Below are 19,961 nucleotides of genomic sequence, written 5' to 3'. Positions count from 1 at the left end.
AGGAAGTGAATACTAATCAATATCGAATTGGTTTTTTAAGGATATACTGTAATAGATAAAGGAGTGTCGTACTATGTCAGAAGAAAAAATTTATGATGTCATTATCATTGGTGCAGGTCCTGCTGGGATGACTGCTGCTGTTTATACATCGCGTGCGAACCTGTCTACGCTCATGCTTGAACGTGGAGTTCCAGGTGGACAAATGGCGAATACAGAAGATGTAGAGAACTATCCTGGCTTTGATAGCATCTTAGGGCCGGATCTTTCTACAAAAATGTTTGATCACGCAAAAAAATTTGGTGCTGAGTATGCTTACGGTGATGTGAAAGAAATTATTGATGGCAAGGAATACAAAACAATCAATGCCGGCTCTAAGCAGTATAAGGCACGTTCAATTATTATCTCTGCTGGAGCAGAGTATAAAAAAATTGGCGTACCTGGAGAACAAGAACTTGGTGGGCGCGGAGTTTCTTATTGTGCCGTTTGTGACGGGGCGTTCTTCAAAGGAAAAGAACTTGTCGTTGTCGGTGGGGGAGACTCAGCGGTCGAAGAAGGAGTTTATTTAACACGCTTTGCCTCAAAGGTAACGATTGTTCACCGCCGTGATGAGCTCCGTGCTCAGAAGATTCTTCAAGATCGAGCATTCGCGAATGACAAAATTGATTTTATTTGGAACCATACAGTGAAAGAAATTCATGAACAAGACGGCAAAGTTGGAAGCTTAACACTCGTGTCTACAACAGACGAGAAAGAAATGGAATTTAAGGCAGATGGGGTCTTCATCTACATCGGAATGATTCCACTAACGAAACCGTTTGAAGGTCTAGGAATAACCAACAGCAATGGTTATATTGAGACAAATGAGTTGATGGAAACGAAAGTACCTGGTATTTTCGCAGCTGGCGACATTCGTGAAAAAACATTAAGACAAATAGTTACAGCAACTGGTGACGGTAGTATCGCTGCGCAACAAGCACAGCATTTCGTCGAAGAGTTAAAAGAAGAACTAAAGACAAAGGCTTAAGTAAGCTTTACAGCAGGTTTTATACAACGAGTTTTTATGAAACTTTTTATTGCCTGTTTTTAAGTATATTGGTGATTTTAGAAACTTTTGTTTGGAAAGCGAAGTGCCTGGAGCGGAAATCAACAGCCGAGTTTAGCGCAGCCTTATAATTTTTAAAAATGACTTTACCCATTATCCATAGTGAGTGGAATAAAAAACAAAAACGTAATTATTAATTAACTCTGCTGTAACAGTAGTGAAATATTTATAGGGTACAATAAGTTTATAAATTGACCCCCTTTTAAAATATTACTTGGTGCACAGGTTCTGCCTGTGCTCTTTTTTTGTCTATACATATGATACAGCTTGTATGACGTCACTATAACACCCGTGAAAACCGCTTGATATTGCGGTTAAGATATTTACAAAATTATCAATTTTCGATTCGTTGTGAGAGGTTTCTAAAAATAGTATAATGAGAACAACGAAAAGTTCGGAGTCCTGTCAATAAGTAATAGTTAAAACCGGACATTCTTTAATCCGAAAAGAAGGTGAATATATTGCAACGCGTAGCGAATTGTTTATTGCTAAAGGGGAATAGAGTGCTATTACTTCAGAAGCCTCGACGCGGATGGTGGGTTGCCCCTGGTGGTAAAATGGAGCCAGGAGAGACGGCGAAGGAATCATGCATCCGAGAATTTCGTGAGGAGACTGGAATTTATTTATTAGATCCGAAAATTAAAGGCATTTTTACGTTTGTCATAAAAGATGGAGATCAGGTTGTGAACGAATGGATGATGTTTACCTTTAATGCGACAGAATCCACTGGTGTTCACCTAGAAAGATCTGAAGAAGGGGAACTGGCTTGGCATGATACCGAGGAGATTAAAAATCTTCCCATGGCAGCTGGAGACTATCATATCCTTGATTACATGGTTCATGGCCAGGGGATTATATATGGAACATTCACGTATACTCCGGAAATGGAACTCATTCATTATCGCCTTGATCCCAACTAAGGTAAAACAATTATCTCAATTCACATTGATCAAAATAAAGATTTTCGGGAGGAATTGGAAAAATGAGCATCGGTTCAACAAATGATACCCAAATGGTCATTATTACTGGCATGTCAGGTGCGGGGAAAACAGTCGCTATTCAAAGCTTCGAAGACTTAGGTTTCTTCTGTGTTGACAACCTCCCGCCAACCTTACTACCTAAATTTCTTGAATTAATGAAGGAATCAGGAAATAAGATGAATAAAGTGGCACTAGGAATGGATTTGCGTGGTCGAGAGTTCTTTGATTCTCTTTTTAAGGCACTTGATGATCTTGCGGAAAAGGCTTGGGTTGCTCCACAAATATTATTTCTTGATGCAAATGATGAAACTCTTGTTAGGCGTTATAAGGAGACAAGGCGTTTTCACCCATTAGCAAAGAAAGGTCGTCCCCTTGATGGCATTAAACTTGAGCGTGAGTTACTTGAGGAGTTAAAAGGTAGAGCTCAAGTCATTTATAACACATCGACCCTAAAGCCTAAGGAGTTACGCGAGAAAATTCATGAAGAATTTTCGACGGTAAAGAAATCAACTTTTACAGTGAATGTGATGTCGTTTGGCTTTAAGCACGGGATACCAATTGATGCTGACTTAGTATTTGATGTCCGCTTTTTGCCGAACCCTCATTATATTGAACATATGCGACCAAAGACTGGACTTGATGAAGATGTGTCCACCTATGTTCTGAAATGGAATGAAACCCATAAATTTCTTGAAAAAGTACTCGATTTATTGACGTTTATGCTTCCGCATTACAAGCGGGAAGGGAAGGCGCAATTAATTATTGCAATCGGGTGTACAGGTGGGCAGCATCGGTCAGTTGCCTTGGCAGAGCAAATATCGAGGCATTTTGAAAAAGACTACCTTACTCGCGTTACCCACCGTGATATCGAAAAGAGGAAGGAACAGTCGACATGACCATGGAAACTCAGCCGAGAATCGTCATCATTGGTGGTGGAACTGGTCTGCCGGTTTTACTTCGTGGCTTGAAAAAATATGATCTTGATATCACGGCAATTGTAACGGTTGCCGATGATGGTGGTAGTTCAGGGCGATTGCGGAATGAAATGCAGATTCCGCCTCCAGGAGATATTCGCAATGTGCTTGCTGCGTTATCTGATGTTGAGCCCTTGGTCGAAGAGATGTTTCAGCACAGGTTCAAGACTGCGAATGAGCTCTCAGGCCATTCGCTAGGGAATTTGATTTTAGCTGCGATGACTTCTATCACCGGAAATTTCTCACATGCCATTCAAGAAATGAGCCGCGTGTTAAATGTACGGGGAAAAGTGCTTCCAGCCGCTAACCGCAGTGTCATTTTAAATGCGGAGATGGACGATGGTTCAATTGTAAGCGGAGAGTCTAAAATTCCTTATTCAGGTAAGCGAATAAAGCGGGTTTACCTTGATCCTAAAAATGTTCAGCCACTACCTGAGACCATTCAGGAGATTAGACAAGCTGATTTAATCGTGATTGGCCCTGGAAGTCTTTATACAAGTATCTTGCCAAACCTCCTCGTGGAGGAACTTGGGAAAGAGGTTAGCAAGGCAAAAGCGAAAAAGGTATATATATGTAACCTGATGACACAAGCTGGAGAAACTCTCAATTTCACGGCAAGTGATCATATAAAAGCGATTTATGACCATATGAATTGTGCATTCTTAGACATGATTTTAATAAATAATGATGATATTCCGGAAGATATTGAGCTAAAGTATAAGGAAGAGCGTGCAAGGCCTGTTCAATTTGACTTTGATCTTCTTGAAGAATTGGGGCTTGAGGTCATTTCAGAGAAAATAGCCAATCTTGAAGGGGACGTCATTCGTCACGATACACGGAAGGTTGCAGAAATTTTATATTCTTTGATTTTAAATGAAACCAAAAGGTAATCTACCGCGTAATAATGATAAGCTTTTTTCCGCAAGGCTGTTGTCGTAAGATATTGTTAAAATACTAAAGCGCAAGATAAGCTATTTTTTACGTTTATAGTATGTTTGCAAGCTCTTTTCTAATAATTCAATAACACATTGGACTATAACGAGGCTTAATTCAGCTTAAAATAATACCCAAAATAACGAAGTCTGAGAAAAGAGTCTTTCGGAAATAAAAAAGCATATATTTTTGCGCAAATAGATGCTGTCAGCGGAAGTGCCTCTAGCACTTTCGCGTTATACTAGGAGGTGAGGGGATGTCTTTTGCTTCGGTTACAAAGAAGGAATTGACGAATTTAGAGGCTAATGGCTGCTGTAGTAAGGCAGAGTTATCGGCCTTAATCCGGATGAACGGTTCTCTTTCATTCTCCAACCGCCAGCTAATTGTAGACATTCAAACTGAAAACGCAGCGATTGCGCGACGGATTTATACCTTGATTAAAATGAATTACCAAGTACAGGTAGAACTTCTTGTCCGGAAAAAGATGCGACTTAAGAAAAATAATGTTTATATCGTTCGATTAAAGGAATCGGCTAGAACCATCCTTGAGGATTTAAAAATTGTTGGTGAAGGTTTCGCGCTTATTCATGATATATCCGGTGACCTCATCAAAAAGAATTGTTGTAAGCGTTCTTATTTGAGAGGGGCGTTCCTAGCTGGTGGATCAGTTAATAACCCGGAAACTTCTTCCTACCATCTTGAAATTGCGTCACAATACCAAGAACATAATCAATCTTTATGTGAACTAATGAATAAATTTGGTCTAAATAGTAAAACACTAGAGCGAAAAAAGGGATTTATTACTTATTTAAAAGAAGCTGAAAAAATCACCGAGTTTTTAACGATTGTCGGTGCTCATAATGCACTTCTTCGGTTCGAAGACATCCGAATTGTCCGCGATATGCGGAACTCGGTCAATCGTCTTGTGAATTGTGAAACTGCAAACTTAAATAAGACAATTGGGGCAGCTTTAAGACAGGTTGAAAACATCCGATTTATTGAAAATACAGTTGGATTACAAATTCTCCCTGGTAAGTTAAGAGAGATAGCTGAACTTCGAGTTGCCTACCAAGATGTAACCTTAAAGGAATTAGGTGAGATGGTGTCCGGTGGAACGATTAGTAAATCGGGAATCAACCATCGATTAAGAAAAATAGATGAGATTGCAGATAAGCTCCGTGCAGGAGAAAGAATAGAACAAAAATAGCGGTAAATAAGGGAGAGGGAAAAAGAATGGTAGAAAAAAAGGTAACAGTTAAATTAAAAACTGGTTTGCAGGCACGACCAGCGGCGTTGTTTGTTCAGGAGGCAAATCGGTTTACGGCTGATATTTTCCTTGAAAAGGACGGTAAAAAGGTTAATGCGAAAAGCATTATGGGCTTAATGAGTTTAGCGGTTGGGGTTGGTACCACAGTTAATTTAATTGCAGATGGGAAAGATGAAGAAGAAGCATTATCGATGCTTAGCGAATATATTCAGAATGAAGCATAATAAAACTCGCTCCGATAAAGGAGCGAGTTTTTTCGTTGAGCCAGGGACAAAGCACGTCTCTTCGAAATACTCCCTTAACAAAATGGAAGCATCCGAAACCGGATGCTTCCACCTTTTTATATTATTTCTTATCGTTCGGGTTGCGAGTCACAATGTTATCAACTAATCCATATTCTTTCGCACGTTCTGCGGTCATGAAGTTATCACGCTCTGTATCACGTGCAATCACTTCTAATGGCTGCCCTGTGCGTTCAGATAGAATACCATTTAGCTTATCACGTAGGAACAAAATGCGTTTGGCGGCAATTTCAATCTCGGTTGCCTGACCTTGTGCTCCACCAAGTGGTTGGTGAATCATAACCTCAGCATTAGGAAGAGCATAACGCTTTCCTTTTGTTCCAGCTGCCAGTAAGAATGCACCCATTGAGGCTGCCATCCCGATGCAGATGGTTTGAACCTCTGGTTTGATAAATTGCATAGTGTCATAAATGGCCATTCCAGCAGTGATGCTGCCGCCAGGACTGTTAATGTAGATGGAAATGTCTTTCTCTGGGTTTTCGGCTTCTAGGAAAAGAAGCTGGGCAACAATGGAGTTGGCAACATTATCATCAATTGCACTTCCTAGCATGATAATGCGGTCTTTTAAAAGGCGGGAATAAATGTCATAAGCACGTTCCCCGCGGTTGGTTTGTTCAATAACTGTAGGAATTAAGTTCATTTTTGTTCCTCCTTTAACACAAGGTTTTCTCAAAGACAGGACTAGGTAAAATAGTTCTGAACGATGAGGTCTATGTATATTTTATGATACACGAATGGTCAATTAAGGTCAAACGAATCACTCATGTCCTCTTAATGAATTATTCGACAATTTTTAAATGTACCATTCCTATTTTTTCCACTACTTCCATCATACCCGCTCTTTTGGATTTTAAAACAAGTTAATATTCGTGAAAATTGTTGTTTTGATAAAAAAAAGGGTTGATTTCCGCTCCAGGATGCTCGCTTTCCGCGGGGCGTGCGGTGAGCCTCCTCGCTCGTTCCTCGCTGTGGGGTCTCACCTGTCCCGCTGCTCCCGCAGGAGTCTCGCACCTTCCGCTCCAATCAACCGGTCTCTTCCAAAGTTCGTATTCATACACAGCCAAAAAAACAATAACCTGCTTGCACTTTAAAGAAATTTACCTTATAATAAGTATTCGTACTGCTAATCTTATAGTAGCACAAATTTATTCATATGCCCTCGTGGTGCAACGGATAGCACGTAAGATTCCGGTTCTTAAAATGGGGGTTCGATTCCCTCCGAGGGCGCTATAAAAACTCCTGTTCTAATTATAGAGCAGGAGTTTTTATTTTGAGTCAAAATCCTCCATTCCGTATCGGCTCATTATCAGGTAAAATGAGAGAGGGGAGGGGATTGGATGGATTTAAAAGCTGGGTTGTGGCAAAAGCAAACCTTGAAGCTAGCGATGACTCAAGAGCTAACTCAGGCTATTGCTTTATTACAGTATTCCGCCCAAGAGCTTTCTACTTTTTTAGAAGAAAAGGCAATTGAAAATCCTCTATTAAAGGTGGAACACAAAAATGTCCGTTCCATTGAGAGAATGACGAGGTCTCGAAAAAGTAATCGTCCTTCTGGCTCTAGTGAACGGGATCAGAACTGGATTGAACAGATTGCAGAAAAAACTGATGATACACTACAGGATTACTTATTGTTTCAATTAAACCTAGTACCGATAACAACCACTGAGCAAAATGTAGTCCGATTCTATATTGAGACCATTGATGAAAACGGTTACTTAGGATTTGGTATAGAGGAAGCCTGTGCAAAATTTAAAATTACAGATCAGATGGCTGAAAGTTGTTTGAAGATTTTACAGGGGTTCGACCCTGTTGGCGTAGGCGCAAGAAATTTACAAGAGTGTCTACTTTTACAAGTAGAGAAAGAGTTATCACTAACAGATGAAAACAGTAGTGAGGATGGGCGTCCTCCACAACAACTCCTTAAAACCATTCTCAGTGACCACTTCATTTTGTTTGCGGAAAAGAAATGGAAATCTATAGCTAAGATGATAAAAATGGATTTAAAAGAAATCCAAAAGGCATTTGACTATGTGCAAACACTAAATCCAAGACCTGGAAGCATCTTTCAAAAGGAAAAAGCAGCGTATGTTGTTCCAGATGTCATTGTAAAGCTTGAAGACGGCCATTTAACAGTCAGTTTATTTGATGATACAATACCGAAAGTAACGTTTAATGAGCAATATTTTCAGGAGTTAGCCTCATATAAGGATTCTGAAGTAGGTCGATTCCTACAAGATAAACAAAATGATTACCAATGGATTCTTAAAAGTTTAGAACAACGTCGCGAGACTTTGATGAAGGTAGCCTTAAAGATTGTTGAAAAACAAAATGACTTTTTCTATCATGGTCAATCTTTTTTGCGACCGATGACGATGAGGGAAGTTTCCGAAGAACTAGACATTCATGAATCGACCGTCAGTAGGGCTGTCCGTGAAAAGTATATCCAAACACCCAATGGCACGTATGAGATGAGGTCATTATTTTCAAGTTCGGTACAAACGACGGAAGATGACCAAACGTCTTCTAACCATGCCAAAGCAGCGATCGAACTACTAATACAAAATGAAAATAAGCAAAAACCCCTGTCAGACCAAGACATCGTCCATATGTTAGAAAATCGCTCCGGAATCGTGATCTCCAGACGAACAGTCGCCAAGTATCGCGAACAATTAGGGATTCCTTCCTCAACAAAGCGAAAACGGTTTGAATAATGTAAACTCTTTTCGTATACCTGTTTTAAAGCGCATCTAATTTTGTATCAACAATACATTTAAAACAGGCTTTCGAAAAAAGCTGACTAGGTTTAGCTAGAAAAGGATGAGAAATTTGAAGAGTATTGTTAAGTTGTATATGAGGCAACGCTGCCATCTATGTGAAGAAGCGTATATTTTACTAGAAGAGCTTCAAGCTGATTGGAAATTCGACATAAAGCAAGTGGATATCGATGAAGATGACCATCTAACAGAGTTGTACGGAATTACAATTCCCGTCATTGAACTTAATGGGGAAGAAGTACAGGCAGGGATCATTCACAAAAAAGACCTAATTGAAGCGTTTACAGAAAAAAATGTCGAATATATTAGTTGAACTAGCTTTTCACTCCTGTTAGAATGAAAAAGAAATCAGGGGTGATTTTTTTTGGAGTGAGTGGGACATAATATGTCACTACGGGACATGAAATGACCATTCTGTGTTAAAGGGGAAAAATCGTCATGGACTTTTTGCTAGACATACAAAAAAGAATATTGCCTGATCTCGTGGAAATTATGCAAAAACGCTATCTGATTTTACAGTACATACATACGATGCAACCTGTTGGCCGTCGCAATCTGGCCGTTAGTCTTGGTTTTACCGAACGAGTTTTACGCGGTGAGGTTGAGTTTTTAAAAGAACAGGACCTAATTCAAATGTCTGCTCAGGGAATGAGTCTGACAAAAGAAGGAAAAGATATACTGGAAAGTCTTGAAGGCGTGATGAGTGATATTACGGGATTAAGCAAATTAGAGCAACAACTTCAAAACAAACTAGGGATTACTAAAGCAATTATTGTTCCTGGAGACAGTGATCAGTCCCCCTGGATTAAAAGAGAACTTGGAAAAGCTTGTGCAGTTTGTATGAAAAACCGTTTAAAAGCGGAAAATATCATTGCTGTGACAGGTGGATCAACGATTGCCGCAGTGGCAGAAATGCTACCTCCAGAATTGGGAGAAAAAAAACTACTATTTGTACCGGCTCGAGGTGGCCTTGGACATGATGTGAATAACCAAGCAAGTACAATTAGTGCAATCATGGCTAGCAAAACGAATTCCCAACATCAAGTCTTTTATGTACCAGATCAGGTAAGTAGTGAGATTTATGAGTCCTTTATTAAAGAACCAATGGTTATCGAGATGCTCTCATTAATAAAATCGGCTGACATTGTTTTGCATGGAATTGGAGATGCTATTACAATGGCGGAACGCCGAAGTACTTCGCCTGAAGTGATGGATAAAATCATTAAGGGAAATGCAGTTGGAGAGGCATTTGGCTATTATTTTAATGAAGACGGGGAGATTGTCCATAAGGTACAAACCATTGGCATCCAGCTTACAGACCTAAATGAAGCTGATTTTGTTATTGCTGTCGCAGGTGGCGCTTCTAAGGCCAAAGCAATAAGAGCTTATATGAAACAGGCTCCAGAATCAACGATTCTTGTTACAGATGAGGGTGCCGCACGTATTTTGATTCGAGGGTAAAGAAGCTTTGTCCACTATCATGTTTAAGAATTTTGGTAACAGGGCAATGCCTTTAATATATAAAAAACACATGCTTTACGACTTAAAGGAGGAAATATCATGGCAGTAAAAATTGGTATTAACGGATTTGGACGTATTGGACGAGTAGTATTCCGTGCAGCTCTTAAAAATCCTAACGTAGAAGTAGTAGCAGTAAACGACTTAACAGATGCAAACATGCTTGCGCATCTTCTAAAATATGATTCCGTACACGGAAAGTTAAATGAAGAAGTTTCAGTTGACGGCGAATATCTAGTAGTTTCTGGTCAGCGTGTGAAAGTTATCGCTGAAAGAGATCCTGCACAAATTGGCTGGGGAAATCTTGGTGTAGAAGTTGTTGTTGAATCAACTGGTCGCTTTACGAAGCGCTCTGATGCAGCGAAGCACCTTGAAGCTGGCGCTAAAAAAGTTATCATCTCTGCACCTGCAAACGAAGAAGATATCACAATCGTTATGGGTGTAAACCATGAAAACTATGATGCAGCGAACCATCATGTAATTTCCAATGCATCTTGTACTACAAACTGCTTAGCTCCATTTGCAAAAGTACTTAATGATAAGTTCGGTATTAAGCGTGGAATGATGACAACTGTTCACTCTTATACAAATGATCAGCAAATCCTTGACTTACCACATAAGGACTACCGTCGTGCTCGTGCGGCTGCAGAAAACATTATCCCAACAACAACTGGAGCTGCAAAAGCAGTTAGCCTAGTGTTGCCAGAACTAAAAGGCAAGCTTAACGGTGGAGCAATGCGTGTACCAACTCCAAACGTTTCTTTAGTTGATTTAGTAGCTGAGCTTGATAAAGACGTAACAGTTGAAGACATCAACTCTGCTCTTAAAGAAGCAGCTGAAGGAGATCTTAAAGGTATCCTTGGTTACAGCGAAGAGCCACTTGTATCTGGTGATTACAATGGCGATACTCATTCTTCAACAATTGATGCTCTTTCCACTATGGTTATGGAAGGCAACATGGTAAAAGTTATTTCTTGGTATGACAATGAAACTGGTTACTCTAACCGTGTTGTTGACCTAATTGATTACATCGCTCAAAAAGGTCTTTAATTTTTAAAAATTAAGGTTATGGATAAACTATCCATTAGCACCTATAATTTTAATGGGATGAAAGGGGAGTGGGGACCAATCCCCTCTCCCTTTTATCTGTTATAGGGCTCTGTTAAAGATCATTAGGGCCTAAATAGGGTGCTTCTAACCTCATTTGCAAGCATTCGCTTATAGCTTTAAAACCAATTAGGAGGTTTCAGCCTTGAACAAAAAATCTGTAAAAGATATTGATGTAAAAGGAAAACGAGTATTTTGTCGCGTTGATTTCAATGTTCCGATGAAGGATGGTCAAGTAACGGATGAAACGAGAATTCGTGCGGCTTTGCCAACAATCCAGTATTTAACTGAACAAGGAGCCAAAGTCATTCTTGCTAGCCACTTAGGTCGTCCAAAAGGCCAAGCGGTGGATGAGTTGCGCCTTACCCCTGTTGCTAAGCGTTTGTCCGAGCTTCTTGGCAAAGAAGTGAAAAAAACGGATGAGGCGTATGGTGATTCTGTCCAAGCAGAAATCGGTACGATGACAGACGGAGACGTTTTATTGCTTGAAAATGTCCGTTTTTATCCTGGAGAAGAAAAAAATGATCCTGAGCTTGCTAAAGCATTTGCAGAACTAGCTGATGTTTATGTTAATGATGCTTTTGGTGCAGCTCATCGTGCTCATGCTTCAACAGAAGGAATCGCTCATCATCTCCCAGCTGTTTCTGGTCTCCTAATGGAAAAGGAGCTCGATGTATTAGGAAAAGCCCTTTCTAACCCAGAACGTCCTTTTACCGCAATCATTGGTGGCGCAAAAGTAAAAGACAAAATTGGTGTGATTGAGAACCTCCTTGAAAAAGTAGATAATCTTATTATTGGTGGCGGCTTAGCTTATACATTTGTAAAAGCTCAAGGCCATGAAGTTGGAAAGTCACTTCTTGAGGCAGATAAAATTGACCTTGCAAACTCCTTTATTGAAAAAGCGAAAGAAAAGGGTGTCAATTTCTATATGCCGGTTGATGTGATTGTTGCAGATGATTTCGGCGAACATGCTAATACAAAAGTGGTTGCGATTGACGAAATTCCAGCTGACTGGGAAGCGTTGGATATCGGTCCTAAAACTAGCGAAATTTATCAAGACGTGATCCAAAAGTCTAAACTTGTAATATGGAATGGACCAATGGGTGTATTTGAACTTGAAAAGTTTGCTAATGGGACAAAGGCAGTTGCCCAAGCATTAGCTGATGCAACGGATACATATTCGGTGATTGGCGGAGGCGACTCTGCAGCAGCAGTTGAAAAGTTTAATTTAGCAGATAAAATGAGTCATATTTCAACAGGTGGCGGAGCATCCCTCGAGTTCATGGAAGGCAAAGCTCTTCCAGGCGTTGTTGCTTTGAATGATAAGTAAAGAAAGTTGAATCACTATGATTCAATTTACGACAGCTAGAAATCTTCACTGACTAGTTCGGAACAGGGCTTTGAAACAATCGAAGCCCTTCGAACAGTTCGGAAGTAGACTATAAACGAATGTTGAAAGGAAGTGCTGACTTTGCGTAAGCCAATCATTGCTGGAAACTGGAAAATGCATAAAACACTGCCGGAAGCGAAAAAATTTATTGAGGATGTTAACGGACTTGTTCCATCCATTGATAAAGTTGAATCTGTTGTATGCGCGCCGGCATTATTTTTAGGTCAGCTTGTTGAAGCGGCCCAAAACTATGATGTGAAAATTGGTGCACAAAACATGCACTTTGAAGAGAGCGGTGCTTTTACAGGTGAAATCAGCCCGAAAGCATTAGAAGAGATCGGTGTACACTATGTCATCATTGGCCATTCTGAGCGCCGCGAAATGTTCAATGAAACCGACGAATCTGTGAATAAAAAGACGCTTGCAGCATTTAAGTACAATTTAATTCCAATTGTTTGCTGTGGTGAAACACTCGAGCAACGGGAAAATGGCGAAACAAATGAGTTTGTTGGTACTCAAATAACAAAAGCGCTAGAAGGTCTTACCGAAGATCAGTTAAAGCAAACTGTAATCGCTTATGAACCAATTTGGGCAATCGGCACAGGAAAATCCTCAACGGCAGAGGATGCCAATGAGGTGTGTGCTCATATCCGCAAGGTCATCGCTGAGCGCTTCTCATCAGAGGTAGCAGAAGCCATCCGCATTCAGTACGGCGGTAGTGTTAAGCCAGGAAATATTAAAGAATACATGGCACAGTCAGATATCGACGGAGCATTAGTCGGTGGGGCAAGCCTTGAATCAGATTCCTTCTTGCAGTTATTGGAGGCAGGTCAATGAGTAAGACATCACCAACGGCATTAATTATTCTTGATGGCTTTGCCTGCCGAGGTGAAGAGAAAGGGAATGCTGTCGCTCAGGCAAATAAGCCAAACTTTGATCGTTATTGGAACACCTATCCACATGCTCAATTAACAGCAAGTGGTGAGGCTGTTGGTCTTCCTGAAGGACAAATGGGAAATTCAGAAGTGGGTCATTTGAACATTGGCGCAGGTCGAATTGTCTACCAAAGCTTGACTCGAGTGAATATTTCGATTCGCGATGGCGAGTTTGAACAGAATGAAACATTTTTAAATGCAATCAAGCATGCGAAAGATAAAGGAACAAGCTTACATCTTTTTGGCCTTTTATCTGATGGTGGAGTACATAGCCATATTGAGCATCTGTTTGCCCTTTTAAAACTAGCAGCCACTGAAGGATTAGAGAAGGTTTATGTTCATGCTTTTCTAGATGGACGAGATGTTGGTCCGCAGACAGCTCCTGGTTACGTAAAACAAACGATTGAAAAAATGAAAGAAATTGGCGTAGGTGAATTTGCGACCATTTCTGGGCGATACTATTCTATGGACCGTGATAAGCGTTGGGAGCGTGTTGAAAAATCGTTTCGTTCAATGGTTTACGGCGAAGGCCCAAGCTACACAGATCCGTTAGAATTGGTTGAAGATAACTACAAAAACGGGATTTACGATGAATTCGTATTGCCTTCCGTTTTAACTAAATCGGACGGTTCCCCAGTGGCTACCGTTCAAAATGACGATGCAGTTATTTTCTACAACTTCCGTCCAGACCGAGCAATCCAGATTTCAAATACCTTTACGAATAAGGATTTCCGTTCCTTTGATCGTGGCGCCAAGCATCCAGAGAATCTACATTTTGTCTGTTTGACTCACTTTAGTGAAACGGTTGACGGTTATGTTGCTTTCCAACCGGCAAACCTTGATAATACATTGGGAGAAGTCATTGCACAAAACGGGATGACTCAGTTGCGAATTGCTGAAACGGAAAAATATCCTCATGTCACGTTCTTTATGAGCGGTGGTCGCGAGAATGAGTTTCCGGGTGAAACAAGGGTTTTGATTAACTCACCAAAGGTCGCTACGTATGATTTGCAGCCTGAAATGAGTGCATATGAGCTAACTGAGGCTCTATTAAATGAAATCGAAGCAGACAAGCATGATGCCATCATCTTGAATTTCGCCAACCCTGATATGGTTGGACACTCTGGTATGCTTGAACCAACAATCAAGGCCGTAGAAACTGTGGATGAGTGCCTAGGTAAAATTGTTGATTTGATTGTTTCTAAAGGTGGAACAGCGATTATCACAGCGGATCATGGGAATGCGGATGAAGTCCTAACTCCCGAAGGTACACCAATGACCGCGCATACGACGAACCCGGTTCCAGTGATTGTCACGAAGCCAAACCTTGAACTACGTGAGGACGGGATTCTTGGTGACCTTGCACCGACAATGCTTGAGCTATTAGAGGTTGCACAACCAGCTGAGATGACGGGTAAAACACTCATCAAAAAATAAAGCTAACAGAAGTGCTTTTAGTTCGCGCAAATGCTTGAGTTAAGTAGTATTATTAATGTTACGTTTGAAATTGGCCGGTAGTAATCGGCAATACATTTTAAGGAGAGATTTAGATGCCATTTATATCTGACGTTTATGCACGCGAGGTACTTGATTCCCGCGGGAACCCTACTGTTGAAGTTGAAGTTTATACTGAATCTGGTGCGTTTGGACGCGCATTAGTTCCAAGTGGTGCTTCTACTGGTGAATATGAAGCAGTTGAACTCCGTGATGGCGACAAGAGCCGTTACCTTGGCAAAGGTGTTTTAAAAGCAGTTGAAAACGTAAACGAAATCATTGCTCCATTTTTAGTGGGCGAAGAATTCAACGTTCTTGATCAAGTGGGTGTGGACCAAGCACTAATTGAGCTTGATGGCACAGAAAACAAAGGGAAACTAGGTGCAAACGCAATCCTTGGTGTTTCTATGGCTGTTGCACATGCAGCTGCTGATTACTTAGACATTCCTTTATACCAATACCTTGGCGGCTTCAACTCTAAGCAGCTTCCAGTTCCAATGATGAACATTGTTAACGGTGGAGAGCATGCGGATAACAACGTGGACATCCAAGAATTCATGGTTATGCCAGTTGGTGCAGAAAACTTCCGTGAAGCACTTCGTATGGGTACTGAAATCTTCCATAGCTTAAAAGCTGTTTTAAAAGAAAAAGGCTTAAACACAGCTGTTGGTGATGAAGGTGGATTCGCTCCTAACTTAGGATCAAACGAAGAAGCACTTCAAACAATCGTTACTGCAATTGAAAAAGCAGGGTACAAGCCTGGTGAGCAAGTTATGCTGGCAATGGATGCTGCATCTTCTGAGTTCTACAGCAAAGAAGACGGCAAATACCATCTTTCTGGAGAAGGCGTTGTGAAAACTTCTGCTGAAATGGTTGACTGGTATGAAGAAATGTCTTCTAAATATCCAATCATCTCAATCGAAGATGGCCTGGATGAAAACGACTGGGAAGGTCACAAGCTTCTAACTGAGCGCCTTGGTGGCAAAGTTCAGCTAGTTGGTGACGACTTGTTCGTTACAAACACGAAGAAATTGTCTCAAGGAATTGAGCAAGGTGTTGGAAACTCTATCCTAATTAAAGTTAACCAAATCGGTACATTAACTGAAACTTTCGAAGCAATTGAAATGGCGAAGCGTGCAGGATATACAGCTGTTATCTCTCACCGTTCTGGTGAAACAGAAGATGCAACAATCGCTGATATCGCGGTTGCTACGAATGCTGGACAAATCAAGACTGGTGCACCTTCTCGTACAGACCGTGTTGCTAAATATAACCAACTTCTTCGCATCGAAGACCAGCTTGGTGATACAGCTCAGTTCAACGGAATCAAATCTTTCTATAACCTAAAGAAGTAATTTTATAAAAAGAAAAAGCGCTGGCAGACGTGTCAGCGTTTTTTCTTTAGTACAAAGTTTCACCACTTCGCCAAGACAAGTATTGTTTCAAACCCGAAAATATGATAAATTTAAAATATTGTTATATGTAGGTTTTTCAGGAGGTAGCTTCATGCATACATTGTTAATGGTTTTATTGGTTATTGTCTGTATAAGTCTTATTGTAGTTGTCCTGCTTCAATCTAGTAAAAGTGCAGGTCTTTCTGGTGCCATTTCAGGTGGAGCGGAAACATTGTTTGGTAAGCAAAAGGCTAGAGGCATTGATTTAGTCCTTCACCGTGCCACAATTGTATTGTCCGTTTTATTCTTTGTGCTAACGATTCTTGTTACTTACTTCGATATCTAAAAATCAACCCAGTCTCGATGGAGGCTGGGTTTTTTACATGATAACTTAGCTTTATGTCTATGGATAAAGCGTATCTCTGGATTGTTGTCGGTAGGTTTGTTAAAACTAAGTAGGAATAAAATCACACATTTTTAATTGTTAGCATTTTATTGATCAAACGTTTGATTAATAAGATATAATACCAACAATGAAAAAGGGAGCCATAGAATGAAGAAGTTAGTACCAAAGCCATTTACTTTTAAAGCTGGAGAGCGAGCGGTCTTAATGCTGCATGGATTTACCGGCAATTCAGCAGATGTTCGCATGATGGGGCGATTCCTACAGGAAAAGGGCTATACTTGTCATGCACCCATTTATAAGGGACATGGCGTTCCGCCTGAGGAGTTAGTACATACAGGTCCTGAAGACTGGTGGCAGGACGTAACTAAGGCGTATGAGTTTTTACAAAACGAAGGATATAAAGAGATCGCTGTTGTCGGCCTTTCTCTTGGAGGAGTATTCTCTTTAAAACTCGGGTATACAGTACCTGTAAAGGGAATCGTTCCGATGTGTGCGCCGATGTATATCAAAAGCGAAGAAATCATGTACAAAGGTATTCTTGCCTATGCAAAAGAATATAAGCGGCTTGAAGGAAAAACAGCGGATCAAATCGAAACTGAAATGATAGAGTTTGAAAAAACTCCAATGAACACTTTAAAGGCCCTGCAAGAATTAATCTCAGATGTGCGAGAGAATGTCGATATGGTTTATGCGCCAACCTTTGTGGTTCAAGGCAGACATGATCATATGATTAATACAGATAGTGCAAACATTATCTACAATGAGGTCGAATCGATTCAAAAAGAATTAAAATGGTACGAAGAATCAGGTCATGTCATCACCTTTGATAAAGAGCGAGACCAGCTCCATGAGGATGTTTATGCGTTTCTCGAAAGTTTAAATTGGAAAGAATAAATATATGTAGAGTTGAGACAACTAACATATATGCGAACCATTAATAAAAGGAGGGATTTACATATGGAAGAAAGCATACAGGACCATATTGATCGATTGCTTCATTATATGAAGGATGAGGCTTATAAACCTCTAACCGTCCAAGAGCTAGAAGAAGCTTTTGGAATTCAAGATTCGGCAACCTTTAAGGAATTTGTTAAAGCGCTTGTTGTCATGGAAGAAAAAGGACTTGTTGTCCGGACCCGCAGCAATCGTTACGGTTTACCGGAAAAAATGAACCTTGTCCGTGGTAAGCTGACAGGTCATGCAAAAGGATTTGCCTTTGTAATTCCTGAAGAGCCAGGAATGGATGATATTTTTATCCCACCAAATGAAACGAACAACGCGATGCATGGCGATATTGTTCTTGCTCGTGTTTCGACAGAGAGTTCCGGGCAGCGTCGCGAGGGAACGGTTGTCCGCATTGTTGAACGAGGAGTTCAGCAGATTGTCGGTACATATACTGAGAGCAAGCATTTTGGCTTTGTTGTACCTGATGATAAAAAATTCACTAGTGATATTTTTATTCCGAAGGAAGCCAGCCTTGGTGCCGTAGAAGGGCACAAAGTTGTTGTAACTTTAACGAGTTATCCAGACGGCCGTAAATCCGCTGAAGGTGCAGTTATTTCTGTCCTAGGTCATAAAAATGACCCTGGCGTAGATATTTTGTCTGTTATTCATAAGCATGGATTACCAATGGAGTTTCCTGAAGAAGTCATTCAGCAAGCAAATGAAACTCCTGATGAAATCGATGAAAGTGAAATTGCCAATCGCCGTGACTTACGAGATGAGGTCATTGTAACGATTGATGGAGCAGATGCAAAGGATTTAGATGATGCGGTCACCGTAACAAAGCTTGAGAACGGGAATTATAAACTTGGCGTTCATATCGCAGACGTTAGTTATTATGTTAAAGAAGGTTCACCAATTGACCTTGAAGCAGAAGAACGGGCAACAAGTATTTACCTAGTGGACCGAGTGATTCCGATGATCCCACATCGATTGTCCAATGGGATTTGTTCGTTAAATCCAAAGGTGAACCGTCTTACGCTAAGCTGTACGATGGAAATTTCTCCTGATGGTGAAGTAGTGGACCATGAGATTTTCCAAAGTGTTATCAAAACGACAGAACGAATGACCTACCACGATGTGAATTTAATTTTAGTTGATAAAGATGAAGAAGTAAGAAAACGCTATGAACCACTTGTTCCGATGTTTGAGATGATGGAAGATTTGGCGGCTATCCTTCGCAAGAAACGGATGGATCGAGGAGCAATTGATTTTGATTTTAAGGAGTCAAAAGTGCTAGTCGATGAAGATGGCCATCCATCTGATGTTGTTTTGCGTGAGCGTTCGGTAGCTGAGAAATTAATTGAGGAATTTATGCTTGCTGCCAACGAAACTGTTGCAGAGCATTTCCATTGGATGGAAGTTCCGTTTATTTACCGTATCCACGAGGATCCGAAGGAAGACAAGCTTCGCAAATTCTTTGAGTTTATTACAAACTTTGGCTACATTGTAAAAGGGACGGCAAACTCTGTTCACCCGCGTGCATTACAGGAGATTATCGAAGAGGTTCAAGGAAAGCCAGAGGAAATGGTTGTGTCCACTGTGATGCTCCGTTCGATGCAGAAGGCGAAGTATTTTGAGGAAAGCCTAGGACATTATGGCTTATCAACAGAGTTTTATACCCACTTCACTTCACCAATCCGCCGCTACCCTGACACGGTTGTACACCGATTAATTAGAACCTATCTAATTGAAGGGAAACTTGACCAGTCAACAAGAGCAAAGTGGGGATCTCAGTTACCGGAAATCGCTAAGCACTCGTCTGATATGGAACGACGTTCAGTGGAAGCGGAACGTGAAACAGATGAACTCAAAAAAGCGGAATATATGGAAGATAAAATTGGTGTCGAGTACGATGGAATTATCAGTTCGGTTACGAACTTTGGAATGTTCGTAGAACTTCCTAACACGATTGAAGGCCTCGTTCATGTTAGCTATATGACGGATGATTACTACCGTTTTGATGACCGTCAATTCGCGATGATTGGGGAACGTACAGGTAATGTCTTCCGCATTGGTGACGAAATAACTGTCCGTGTCGTCAAAGTTAACAAAGATGAGCGTTCTATTGACTTTGAAATCGTCGGCATGAAAGGGACACGCCGCGAGCGCACAGAGACGCCAAAAGTATTTAAAACGGGAAGTAGTGAAAGGAAGCCACGAAACGGGAAAGCTGGAGACACTCCTAAGGGCAAAAGTTCTGGTGAAGGTGGCTCAAGGAAAAAGGGGAAGAAAAATAAGAAGTTCTTTGAAAACGCACCAAAAGCGAAACGGAAGCCGAAGAGACGCTAAATCGGCGACTGCTCCGGCAATTTAAAGAGGACAAAGGTGCCTGGCTCTTTATTGGGTCGGGCCCGCTTTTTCCCCAGCTTAACTTTATGTT

At 40.8% G+C, this 19,961-nt stretch carries 18 protein-coding genes and 1 tRNA gene; 18 read left to right on the top strand and 1 reads right to left on the bottom strand.

What is annotated here, in order from left to right; all coding sequences use genetic code 11:
• Window positions 1–73 precede the first annotated feature (73 nt).
• The 6 genes from trxB to BMX30_RS07735 all read left to right on the top strand — a co-directional run bounded on the left by trxB (window position 74) and on the right by BMX30_RS07735 (window position 5,480).
• Window positions 74–1,024: a thioredoxin-disulfide reductase gene (gene trxB, locus BMX30_RS07760; RefSeq protein WP_090743248.1), complete on the top strand. Its 951-nt coding sequence runs from the start codon at window positions 74–76 to the stop codon at window positions 1,022–1,024.
• Window positions 1,025–1,563: 539 nt separating this feature from the next.
• Window positions 1,564–2,022 (top strand): NUDIX hydrolase, encoded by a 459-nt coding sequence (locus BMX30_RS07755; protein ID WP_090743245.1) that lies wholly within the window; start codon window positions 1,564–1,566, stop codon window positions 2,020–2,022.
• A 62-nt stretch (window positions 2,023–2,084) separates the two neighbouring features.
• The gene (gene rapZ, locus BMX30_RS07750; RefSeq protein WP_090743243.1) at window positions 2,085–2,978 is read left to right on the top strand and encodes an RNase adapter RapZ; all 894 of its coding nucleotides are present in this window, start codon (window positions 2,085–2,087) and stop codon (window positions 2,976–2,978) included.
• A complete protein-coding gene (locus BMX30_RS07745) occupies window positions 2,975–3,946 on the top strand; it encodes a gluconeogenesis factor YvcK family protein (protein WP_280139943.1) in 972 nt (323 codons plus the stop codon). The genes rapZ and BMX30_RS07745 overlap by 4 nt, the downstream gene beginning before the upstream one ends.
• Before the next feature lie 299 nt (window positions 3,947–4,245).
• On the top strand, window positions 4,246–5,196 hold the full coding sequence (gene whiA, locus BMX30_RS07740; protein ID WP_090743241.1) for a DNA-binding protein WhiA: 951 nt from the start codon (window positions 4,246–4,248) through the stop codon (window positions 5,194–5,196).
• 26 nt (window positions 5,197–5,222) lie between these two features.
• Window positions 5,223–5,480 (top strand): HPr family phosphocarrier protein, encoded by a 258-nt coding sequence (locus BMX30_RS07735; protein ID WP_090743238.1) that lies wholly within the window; start codon window positions 5,223–5,225, stop codon window positions 5,478–5,480.
• A gap of 121 nt (window positions 5,481–5,601) precedes the next feature.
• On the opposite strand, the gene clpP is transcribed toward BMX30_RS07735, so the two are convergent.
• Window positions 5,602–6,198, bottom strand: coding sequence for an ATP-dependent Clp endopeptidase proteolytic subunit ClpP (clpP, locus tag BMX30_RS07730; protein ID WP_090743235.1), 597 nt, complete (start codon window positions 6,196–6,198; stop codon window positions 5,602–5,604).
• Window positions 6,199–6,713: 515 nt separating this feature from the next.
• Here clpP and BMX30_RS07725 point away from each other — a divergent pair.
• The 12 genes from BMX30_RS07725 to rnr all read left to right on the top strand — a co-directional run bounded on the left by BMX30_RS07725 (window position 6,714) and on the right by rnr (window position 19,870).
• Window positions 6,714–6,785 (top strand) — tRNA-Arg (locus tag BMX30_RS07725).
• Window positions 6,786–6,895: 110 nt separating this feature from the next.
• Window positions 6,896–8,269, top strand: coding sequence for an RNA polymerase factor sigma-54 (gene rpoN, locus BMX30_RS07720; RefSeq protein ID WP_090743232.1), 1,374 nt, complete (start codon window positions 6,896–6,898; stop codon window positions 8,267–8,269).
• A 115-nt stretch (window positions 8,270–8,384) separates the two neighbouring features.
• The gene (locus BMX30_RS07715; protein ID WP_425283745.1) at window positions 8,385–8,645 is read left to right on the top strand and encodes a glutaredoxin family protein; all 261 of its coding nucleotides are present in this window, start codon (window positions 8,385–8,387) and stop codon (window positions 8,643–8,645) included.
• Between the two features lie 125 nt (window positions 8,646–8,770).
• Window positions 8,771–9,793: a sugar-binding transcriptional regulator gene (locus BMX30_RS07710; RefSeq protein ID WP_090743226.1), complete on the top strand. Its 1,023-nt coding sequence runs from the start codon at window positions 8,771–8,773 to the stop codon at window positions 9,791–9,793.
• Between the two features lie 99 nt (window positions 9,794–9,892).
• Window positions 9,893–10,900 (top strand): type I glyceraldehyde-3-phosphate dehydrogenase, encoded by a 1,008-nt coding sequence (gap, locus tag BMX30_RS07705; protein WP_090743223.1) that lies wholly within the window; start codon window positions 9,893–9,895, stop codon window positions 10,898–10,900.
• Between the two features lie 202 nt (window positions 10,901–11,102).
• The gene (locus tag BMX30_RS07700; RefSeq protein WP_090743221.1) at window positions 11,103–12,287 is read left to right on the top strand and encodes a phosphoglycerate kinase; all 1,185 of its coding nucleotides are present in this window, start codon (window positions 11,103–11,105) and stop codon (window positions 12,285–12,287) included.
• Window positions 12,288–12,428: 141 nt separating this feature from the next.
• Window positions 12,429–13,184 (top strand): triose-phosphate isomerase, encoded by a 756-nt coding sequence (tpiA, locus tag BMX30_RS07695; RefSeq protein ID WP_090743218.1) that lies wholly within the window; start codon window positions 12,429–12,431, stop codon window positions 13,182–13,184.
• The gene (gene gpmI / locus BMX30_RS07690) at window positions 13,181–14,719 is read left to right on the top strand and encodes a 2,3-bisphosphoglycerate-independent phosphoglycerate mutase (RefSeq protein ID WP_090743215.1); all 1,539 of its coding nucleotides are present in this window, start codon (window positions 13,181–13,183) and stop codon (window positions 14,717–14,719) included. Before tpiA ends, gpmI begins: the two co-directional genes overlap by 4 nt.
• A gap of 113 nt (window positions 14,720–14,832) precedes the next feature.
• On the top strand, window positions 14,833–16,131 hold the full coding sequence (eno, locus tag BMX30_RS07685) for a phosphopyruvate hydratase (protein ID WP_090743212.1): 1,299 nt from the start codon (window positions 14,833–14,835) through the stop codon (window positions 16,129–16,131).
• A gap of 151 nt (window positions 16,132–16,282) precedes the next feature.
• Window positions 16,283–16,516 (top strand): preprotein translocase subunit SecG, encoded by a 234-nt coding sequence (secG, locus tag BMX30_RS07680; RefSeq protein WP_090743210.1) that lies wholly within the window; start codon window positions 16,283–16,285, stop codon window positions 16,514–16,516.
• 207 nt (window positions 16,517–16,723) lie between these two features.
• On the top strand, window positions 16,724–17,470 hold the full coding sequence (locus tag BMX30_RS07675) for an alpha/beta hydrolase (RefSeq protein ID WP_090743207.1): 747 nt from the start codon (window positions 16,724–16,726) through the stop codon (window positions 17,468–17,470).
• 63 nt (window positions 17,471–17,533) lie between these two features.
• Window positions 17,534–19,870 carry a ribonuclease R gene (rnr, locus tag BMX30_RS07670; protein ID WP_090743203.1) on the top strand — a complete coding sequence of 779 codons (2,337 nt, stop codon included), beginning with the start codon at window positions 17,534–17,536 and terminating at the stop codon, window positions 19,868–19,870.
• The last annotated feature ends 91 nt before the right edge of the window (window positions 19,871–19,961 follow it).

The sequence above is a fragment of the Mesobacillus persicus genome (genome assembly GCF_900109925.1).
Classification (GTDB): Bacteria; Bacillota; Bacilli; order Bacillales; family Cytobacillaceae; genus Mesobacillus_B; species Mesobacillus_B persicus.
This window is presented reverse-complemented; position numbering and strand designations above follow the sequence as displayed.

Bases quoted from the DNA above. Each gene is read 5' to 3' on its own strand.
- trxB (WP_090743248.1), top strand. From the start codon at position 74: ATGTCAGAAGAAAAAATTTATGATGTCATTATCATTGGTGCAGGTCCT.
- rapZ (WP_090743243.1), top strand. From the start codon at position 2,085: ATGAGCATCGGTTCAACAAATGATACCCAAATGGTCATTATTACTGGC.
- BMX30_RS07745 (WP_280139943.1), top strand. From the start codon at position 2,975: ATGACCATGGAAACTCAGCCGAGAATCGTCATCATTGGTGGTGGAACT.
- whiA (WP_090743241.1), top strand. From the start codon at position 4,246: ATGTCTTTTGCTTCGGTTACAAAGAAGGAATTGACGAATTTAGAGGCT.
- BMX30_RS07735 (WP_090743238.1), top strand. From the start codon at position 5,223: ATGGTAGAAAAAAAGGTAACAGTTAAATTAAAAACTGGTTTGCAGGCA.
- clpP (WP_090743235.1), bottom strand. From the start codon at position 6,198: ATGAACTTAATTCCTACAGTTATTGAACAAACCAACCGCGGGGAACGT.
- rpoN (WP_090743232.1), top strand. From the start codon at position 6,896: ATGGATTTAAAAGCTGGGTTGTGGCAAAAGCAAACCTTGAAGCTAGCG.
- BMX30_RS07710 (WP_090743226.1), top strand. From the start codon at position 8,771: ATGGACTTTTTGCTAGACATACAAAAAAGAATATTGCCTGATCTCGTG.
- gap (WP_090743223.1), top strand. From the start codon at position 9,893: ATGGCAGTAAAAATTGGTATTAACGGATTTGGACGTATTGGACGAGTA.
- gpmI (WP_090743215.1), top strand. From the start codon at position 13,181: ATGAGTAAGACATCACCAACGGCATTAATTATTCTTGATGGCTTTGCC.
- eno (WP_090743212.1), top strand. From the start codon at position 14,833: ATGCCATTTATATCTGACGTTTATGCACGCGAGGTACTTGATTCCCGC.
- secG (WP_090743210.1), top strand. From the start codon at position 16,283: ATGCATACATTGTTAATGGTTTTATTGGTTATTGTCTGTATAAGTCTT.
- BMX30_RS07675 (WP_090743207.1), top strand. From the start codon at position 16,724: ATGAAGAAGTTAGTACCAAAGCCATTTACTTTTAAAGCTGGAGAGCGA.
- rnr (WP_090743203.1), top strand. From the start codon at position 17,534: ATGGAAGAAAGCATACAGGACCATATTGATCGATTGCTTCATTATATG.